Origin of the sequence: uncultured Gimesia sp., from assembly GCF_937919775.1 — a bacterium.
GTDB lineage: Bacteria > Planctomycetota > Planctomycetia > Planctomycetales > Planctomycetaceae > Gimesia.
In genome coordinates this window covers 1-8179 of record NZ_CALFPF010000567.1, presented here as the reverse complement: position 1 = coordinate 8179, position 8179 = coordinate 1, and the positions used below count along the sequence as shown (strand labels likewise).

Annotated in this window: 4 protein-coding genes; 3 read left to right on the top strand and 1 reads right to left on the bottom strand. The window is 50.7% G+C overall.

What is annotated here, in order from left to right; genetic code table 11:
• The coding region (topA, locus tag Q0294_RS16325; RefSeq protein ID WP_299467580.1) for a type I DNA topoisomerase at window positions 1-1501 on the bottom strand (1501 nt) is incomplete at its 3' end.
• 432 nt (window positions 1502-1933) lie between these two features.
• Here topA and Q0294_RS16320 point away from each other — a divergent pair.
• The 3 genes from Q0294_RS16320 to Q0294_RS16310 all read left to right on the top strand — a co-directional run.
• A complete protein-coding gene (locus tag Q0294_RS16320) occupies window positions 1934-4429 on the top strand; it encodes a SurA N-terminal domain-containing protein (RefSeq protein ID WP_299467578.1) in 2496 nt (831 codons plus the stop codon).
• A 435-nt stretch (window positions 4430-4864) separates the two neighbouring features.
• Entirely contained in the window at window positions 4865-5632 is a 768-nt protein-coding gene (locus Q0294_RS16315) for an ABC transporter ATP-binding protein (protein ID WP_299467576.1), read from the top strand.
• A gap of 60 nt (window positions 5633-5692) precedes the next feature.
• On the top strand, window positions 5693-8179 hold a 2487-nt coding region (locus Q0294_RS16310), incomplete at its 3' end, for a Gldg family protein (RefSeq protein ID WP_299467574.1).

The window sequence follows — 8179 nt, the reverse complement described above, 5'->3', positions numbered from 1 at the left end:
TTTTACGTACGATGGTTGCTTCCGTATAACGCGCGGGAGGCTTGGTTTCGTGCTTGAGAGGTTCCACCTGACTGGCTTCGAGAGCCTGATTTTCTTCCAGAGGGGGCAGCACGGATTCGCTGTCATCCAAGGCTGCTTCCGGATCATCGGAACCTTCCACATAAGCACGGAAGAAACCGGGAAATTCAACATGGCGTCCCGTGGCCCGAAATTCCGCATCAGCGGCGGTGATCGTGACGGTTTGAAAACGCAGTCTGGCTTCTTCCATCTGCGTGGCCATCGTCCGCTTCCAGATCATCGCGTACAGCTTGGCCTGCTGTCCTTTCAGACCAAGTTCTTCGACGGTTTTCATCGATTTACCAGCGGGGCGAATCGCTTCGTGTGCTTCCTGCGCCCCTTTGGATTTCGTATCAAAACGGCGAATTTCCGGACTGAGGTAATCTTTTCCGTACAAATCTTCAATCCGCTTGCGCGACGCAGAGACCGCTTCGTTGGAGAGATTCACACTATCAGTACGCATATAAGTAATGTGTCCGTCTTCATACAGGCGCTGCGCGACCTGCATGGTTTCGCGAGCCGACATGTTCAGCTTGCGGTTACCTTCCTGCTGCAATGTACTGGTAGTAAACGGTGCCGGCGGTTTACGCGACTGCAGTCGCTGCTCGACCGAAGTCACTTTCCAGTCGGACTTTTTTACGCGATCCAGCAAATCGTCAGCCTGCTGTTCATTGAGCAGCAGCACGTCTGAGCCTTCTTTGAGCCTGCCCGTCGATTCATCGAAGTCTTTCCCGCTGGCAACTTTTTTGCCGCCGACGGTCGAGAGCATCGAATCAAACTCGGCTCCCTGCTCTGTTTTCAGTTGTGCCTTCAAATCCCAGTAAGTACCGCTTTTAAATGCCAGCCGTTCCAGTTCGCGCTGCACCAGAATTCGGACAGCGACAGACTGTACGCGCCCGGCGGATAACCCGCGGGAGATTTTTTTCCATAACAGCGGACTTAATGTAAATCCATACAAGCGATCGAGGACCCGGCGTGTTTCCTGGGCCGAAACCAGGTTCAGATCGAGATCGCGAGGATTGGCAATCGCTTCCCGAATGGCCTCCTCGGTGATTTCAGAGAAAACCATGCGTTTGACCGGAACTTTAGGCTTCAGCAGTTCGGCCAGATGCCAGCCGATACTCTCCCCTTCGCGGTCTTCGTCGGTCGCGAGAATCAGTTCTTCAGCATCCTTGAGCGCGTCTTTGAGTTCCTGAACCGTTTTTTTCTTTTCTTTGGGCACCAGGTAATAAGGTTCAAATTCTGACTCAACGTTGACCCCCAGAGTGGCCCATTTGTGTTTTTTCTTGAATTCGGAAGGGACGTCGGAGGCCTTGGTAGGCAAATCGCGAACATGCCCCATACTGGCCAGAACCCGATAATCACTGCCTAAATAGCTGCCGATTTTCTTGGCTTTGGCCGGGGATTCCACGATCACCAGTGCTTTGAGCTTTTTCTTTGCCACCAGATCTGCCCTTCTTGAGAAACCGACGTAAACCTTGTCGCCAGAGTCATCCTGGCTACAATACGCGGCTCAATCTTTACTTATTTTTACGTTTTTTGAATCATTGACCGGATCCACTTGATAACTTTATCTCGGCAATCCATAACCGCCACAAAACTCTCTGTCAAGCCTGTATTTATATTTTTCACTCACGATCTTACCCTCAGGAGCGGTACTTTTCGGGGTAAGAACAGGCAGGAAACAGCAGGATTCTTTCAGAGATGACTTTCACGAACGGCCGGAATAAATTACAACACATGAAATAAACGGAAAACTCTTTTCCAACTGGAAGATACGAAAAGCGGACATTGCGTCAATCGAAGATCGTTGACACCATCATTTCAATACAGGAAATCGATTTCATTCGACTTGCAGACTGAAGAAGGAAACAGAATGGCCTCGCCACTGGAATTGTTTCGTAAAAAACAAAAAGTATTAATGGTTCCGCTTACCATCCTGGCCATGTTTGCGTTTATCGTCATGGACCAGCTCAAGCCTGAACAGTTCCCCCCCATTCTGGGAATGCTGATCTTCGGCGGCCTGTTCTGGTACCTGGGGAAAGACCGAGGTAAGGGCACGCTGTTCGCCGTATTCGGGGTGATTATCGGCTTCTTCCTTGGTTACATTAATATGCCCCGTCAGGGTGCAGCGATGGTTGTGACGAGCACGGCCGGCGATATCGACCAGATGGAATTTCAGAAACTCGTCCGAAATCGTCAAATTGCCAACCAGTTTGTGAGCCGGACTTATTACGAATCGTTGCCCGAGGAAGAACGGGAACGTGCCCAGCCTCCCCGCGGCGCCATGTTCGGTTTTGGCCGGGATACCGAAGATGATATCATCCTCGAATTCCTGTTCCGCAAAGAAGCCGAAAAAATGAATCTGATTGTCGCTGATGACGCAATCACTCAATATATTTCCCGCTATACCAATAACCGACTCAGCCGTACCGCGTTCCAGAAAGCCTGTCAAAACATGGGGCTGACGGAAGGGCAGATCTACGACATTATCAGGGATCAGCTCCAGGCACGGCTCGCATTTCAAATGCTCAGGCCGGAAGTTTCACTGACCCCTGATCAATACTGGAACTTCTACAAAAAGTTTAATGTGCGCGAAGAACTGGAACTGGTCGCGCTGCCGGTGAAAAACTTTGAAGATCAGGTGCAGGCTCCCACAGACGCCGAGAAAAAAGTATTTTTCGAAAATTACAAATCCGTCTTTCCGAACGAGAAAGGCCCCGGTACCCCCGGCCTGCGCCAGCCACAAAAAGTGCAGGTCGAATATTTGATGGCCGACTACGAAGAGACCGAAAAGCAGGTTGCCCCGGTCACGGATCAGCAGATTAAAACATTCTACGAAGAAAACATGGAACGGCTTTACAAGAACAATCCGATTCCCGATTCTCCCGACATGCCTGCACCAACTGCGCCACAGAGCCCGGCAGGCCCGAAAGCAAATCAGCCCGTAGAAGCAGTCAAACCAGGCACTGCCGTGAAACCGGAAACTGCCAAACCCGAAACCGCCAAACCCGAAACAACTGAGAAAAAACCGGCAGCTCCGGTCACACCAAAGCCTGAACCGGCTCCAGAAACAAAGCCGAAAGAGACCCCCAAAGCCAAAGAAACTCCCAAAGAAAGTACAGAAAAGAAAAAAGAAGAATCGAGCGCTCGTGAGCTGGATCCCGCTTTCTCTACTTTTGTTTCCCTGTTAGATGAAAAACCAGCTGATAAAAAACCGGCTGAAACTCCCGTGGTGGCCCCTAAACCCGGCACCGCACCTGTCGAGACGAAAGCGGAAGCTCCCACAACGGCCCCCGCGCCACTTGAACCTTATCGCCCGCTGAACGACGATCTGAAAAGTGAAATTCGTGATCAGTTACTGCGCGAACGCACGCTGACTTTGATGAAGGAAAAGATTTCCGCAGCACTGATTTTCATGAATGATCTCAGCTATCGTATTAACAGTCCGGATGAAGGTGTAACGCCTCCCACGCCGCAAGAAATCACCGAACGGCTCAAAAGTTATGCGGCCAAACATCAACTGGTTTATAACATCACCCCCATGATGTCCGCTCAGGAAATGGAAGAATCCCAGAAGTACCCTCTGGGAACGGCAAAAGAGCCGACTCTGAATCAATTTACTGCGCAACCCAGGACCGTCATCGAACAATTGTTTGAGACACCGACCACGGTGCTGTATACGGCATATGAAGCAGAAGATTCGTTCTCCAGCGCGTTGCTCGCCTACTGGAAGGCCAGGCACATCGACGCCATGATTCCGAAGTATGAGGATCCGGAGATTGACGAGCTCATTACCGAACAGTTGAAACTCGAAGGTGCTCGACCGATCGCCCTGAAGCGGGCGGAAGCGTTGAAAAAACTGATTATCGACGCCGGTGATAAAGACATGCCCGAAGCGTTAAAGGGGCAAACGATCACCGGTAAAAAAGAGGGCGAGGAACTTTCCACTCAGACAACGGAATCATTCAGCTGGATGCGGACTTCCACCGCCGGAGCCAGCAACCCGTTCTCGATGCCTCGCCCGGAATTATCCAGCATCAGTGCCGTCGCTGGCGCAGGGAACGAATTTATGGAACAGGTTTTTGATAATCTGGACAACGGAGGCGTAGGCACTGTCATGAATGCAGATAAATCCGTCTGCTACGTTGTGAAAGTGATCAACCGCATTCCGTCGACTCCGGGCGGTCTGACAGCCATGTACCAGGAATTTTTGAAAACCGATCTTTTCTTCTTTTTCTCGCCTTATCTGCCTTTAGCCCAAATGGAACAACAGCAGACAAACTACGAATGGAGCCGCGAACTGGAGGCCAAATATCAGGTTCAGAAATTCTTTGAACAGGCGGAAGAAACAGAAGAAAAAGTAGAATAATCGACTAAAAATCAACGGCTCGTACCCGAATCTGGTACAGCCGTTTTTTGAATCCTGAGCTTGATTTTTCTTGTTTTCAAAATTATTTTATTTTGAAACCGGTAACGAAAAACGGGACATCCGAAAATCCGGTGTGCGACCTGTCTAGACCGTTGTTCGTCCGAATGCCTGACTGACTATGCCTCACCGGCAGTCAAGTCTGTGATCGAGCCTTGAGGATGATGATTGTCCATACACAAAAATCAGAGAAGATCCTGCTAACTCAAAACGCACTCTCCCCCTTTGTTGTGTTTTTGACACTATCCAGTTAAAAATGAACATGTTCAGTGAGCTTGCTGTAACTCAGGCAGGAAACAGACACGTTTGAGCCAGATCAGCAGCATTCTTTAATTCTGTTGAATCCCCCACAAGATAATCATCGGGAGTATCATTGCAATGTCGGAACAGGTTCAGCAATCTTCTGCGAAACAATCAGAAGGTTCCGCGCAGGAGAAGATGATCGAAGCCGTCGGATTAAGTAAATTCTACGGCCAGTTCACTGCCACGAAAGATGTGACATTTTCTGTACCCCGCGGTCAGGTCGCCGCCTTCCTCGGCCCTAATGGCGCGGGAAAATCGACCACGATGAAACTCCTCACGGGCTTTCTTTCTCCCAGTGAAGGTTACGCGCGGGTAGGCGGCTTTGATATCAACACCCATCGTATTGAAGCCAGCCAGAAACTCGGTTATCTGCCGGAAAACGGCCCGCTGTACGAAGAGATGACCCCGCAGGGATTTTTGAAATACGCGGGCAGCGTGCGAGGTATGTCCCGCGCCGAACTCAGCAATCGACTGGAGTTCGTTACGGACAAATGCGATTTGAGCAGTGTCTGGAAAAAACCGATTCGAAAGTTGTCGCGTGGTTTCAGACAGCGCGTGGGCATGGCACAGGCGCTGCTTCACGATCCGGACATTTTGATTCTGGACGAACCCACCAGTGGATTAGATCCGAATCAGAACCAGTCCATGCGCAGCCTGATCCGCAGCCTCGGAAAAACAAAAACCATTTTACTCTCGACACACATTCTGCAGGAAGTCAAAGCAGTTTGCAGCCGCGTGATTCTGATCAATCAGGGTCTGGTCGTCTTTGACGGCTCTGTGGATGGCCTGGGTGCAAGCCAGGATGATATGGAAACCAGCTTCCATAAACTGACACACGCGTAATTACTGTTCACCGACCAATTCCAGTTTCAAAATAAAGCAGACGTTAAGGACCCTTCCATTATGTTGCGGAACCACGTTGTATTGGCCGTATTTAAGCGAAACGTACAAAGCTACTTTTCCGGCGTGCTGGGTTATCTGTTCATTGTTGTGTTCGTAGTCGCCGGTGCGTTTGCTGCCTTCAATCAGCAGTTTTTCGCGAACAATCAGGCTAACCTGGATCAACTCACGCTCTGGTATCCGTTACTCCTGCTGTTCCTGATCCCCGCGATTACGATGGGAGTCTGGGCAGACGAAAAAAAAATGGGCACGGATGAGCTGCTCTTTACACTGCCCGCTTCTGATATCGAAATTTTACTCGGCAAGTTTTTCGCGGTACTCGCTGTCTACACAATCGCGCTGTTCTTTTCCTTCACCCATATCTTTGTGTTATGGCGGATCGGCAATCCTGATATCGGCGTGATGTTTACCACGTATTTTGGTTACTGGCTGGCCGGTGCCTCCTTACTGGCCGCCGGCATGTTTGCCTCTGCCTTAACGAACAGCACGACGGTCGCGTTTGTGCTGGGCACTGTGATCTGCGCCGTTCCCATTTTCATCGGCCAGGTCGCTCCCTCCAGCGATCTGATTCAGGGTTTGAGTCTGCTCACACAATTTCAGGATTTTGGCACCGGTGTTCTGCCTCTGGGAGCGATTCTATATTTCATCTCCCTGGCCATCATGATGCTGTATTTAAACCGGATTCTGATTACCCGCCGCCACTGGAGCGCACAGGTCCAGAATTCCATGGGTCTGCAGTATCTGGTACGTACGGTCTCTCTGGTTGTCATTCTGATCAGCGTCAATGTGATTGCCTCGTACGGCAGCAGTCGCATCGACCTGACCCGCGAGAAAGTCTACAGCCTGTCACAAACCACCAAAGACCTGATTGCGAAAATTGATGAAAGTAATCCGGTTACGATTGAAGCCTTCATCAGCCCGGATGTCTCACGCGAATATGTTCCGATTCGCAAACGCTTAATCGGACTGTTAAGAGAATACGATCAGCTGGGAGGCAAAAGACTGCAGGTCCGCTTTGTGGATGTGGTCCCTTTCAGCAAGGAAGAGGAAGAAGCCCGACTGCTCGATATTACTCCCGAACAGGTACAGACGCAGCGCGGCGGTCGTGCCTACGTGGATACCATTTTCATGGGAGCAGTCATCAAAAGCGGCACTGATGAAGTCGTCATCCCCTTCTTTAACGTGGGAACGCCGATCGAATATGAATTGACGCGTTCGATCCGCACGGTCTCGAAAGATGATCGCCTGACCGTGGGAATCTTAAACACCGATGCCAGCATTTTTGGCGGTTTTGATATGGCGGCCGGCGGGAATCAGCCACCGTGGCTCATCGTCAGTGAATTAAAGAAACAGTACCGCGTTTTGCAGGTTTCGCCGGACTCGCCGATCAGCGATACAGAATACGATGTGCTGATGGCGGTTCTGCCTTCCTCACTGACGCAGCCACAGTTGAAAAACCTCGTCGACTATGTCAAAAAAGGGAAACCGACGCTGGTTTGTGATGACCCGCTCCCCGTGTTTGGCGGAGGCAGAGGACTTCAAAATGCACCACGCATGCCCAAACCCAGTCCCGGTGGCGGCATGATGGGGATGCGCCAGCCCCCCTCGACTCCCAAAGCGGACGAAGGACGTTTGACCTCGCTGCTGAACGTCCTGCAGATTGCCTGGAATAATGGTGAAGTCGTCTTTGATTACTTTAACCCGCACCCGGAATTTGCCGAAGTCGTGCGGCCCGAGTTGATTTTCATCACCCCGAAAAGCGGCACACGCAGCGCCTTCAGCCTGAACAGCAACATTACCAGCGGCCTGCAGGAAATCCTGACCTTCTTCCCCGGCAGTATTCGCCCCCGGAAAGACAGGGATTTGAACTTTGAACCGCTGCTCAGAACCGGCCCGAACTCGGGACTTTTGGACTGGGGTGAAATTACCAGTCCGTTTTTCAACTCGGTCCGGATCGCCCAGGAACCGCCGCGCGTGATTGACGCCGACGCACACGTGCTGGCTGCACACATCACGTCTACCGACAAATCCAAAGAAAAAAATATCAACGTCATCTTTGTCGCGGATGCCGACCTGATTTCGAATGAATTATTCAATATCCGCGAACGACAGGCGTTCGGATTAAAAATTGACAACGTCACCTTTCTGTTAAACTGTGTAGATCAACTGGCGGGCGATGATTCCTATATCACGCTGCGAAAACGTCGTGAACAGCACCGCACGCTGACACTGGTGGAACGGGAAACTTCGGTTTTCGTCAAAGAACGAAATGAAGAACGGGAAAAAGCCACCAAAGATGCGGAAGCGAAACTTCAGGAAGCCCGTGACCGACTCAAAGCCGAACGGGATAAAATTGAGCAGGATAAATCGCTCGATAATCGAACGAAACAGATTATGCTGCGGATGGCTGAGGAAAATGAAACCCGACGCCTGGAAGTGGACGAAGCCAAAATTGAGCGGGAAAAACAACAACAGGTAGAGAAAATCAAA

Coding starts and splice junctions, on each gene's coding strand:
- Q0294_RS16320 (WP_299467578.1), top strand. CDS start 1,934: ATGGCCTCGCCACTGGAATTGTTTCGTAAAAAACAAAAAGTATTAATG.
- Q0294_RS16315 (WP_299467576.1), top strand. CDS start 4,865: ATGTCGGAACAGGTTCAGCAATCTTCTGCGAAACAATCAGAAGGTTCC.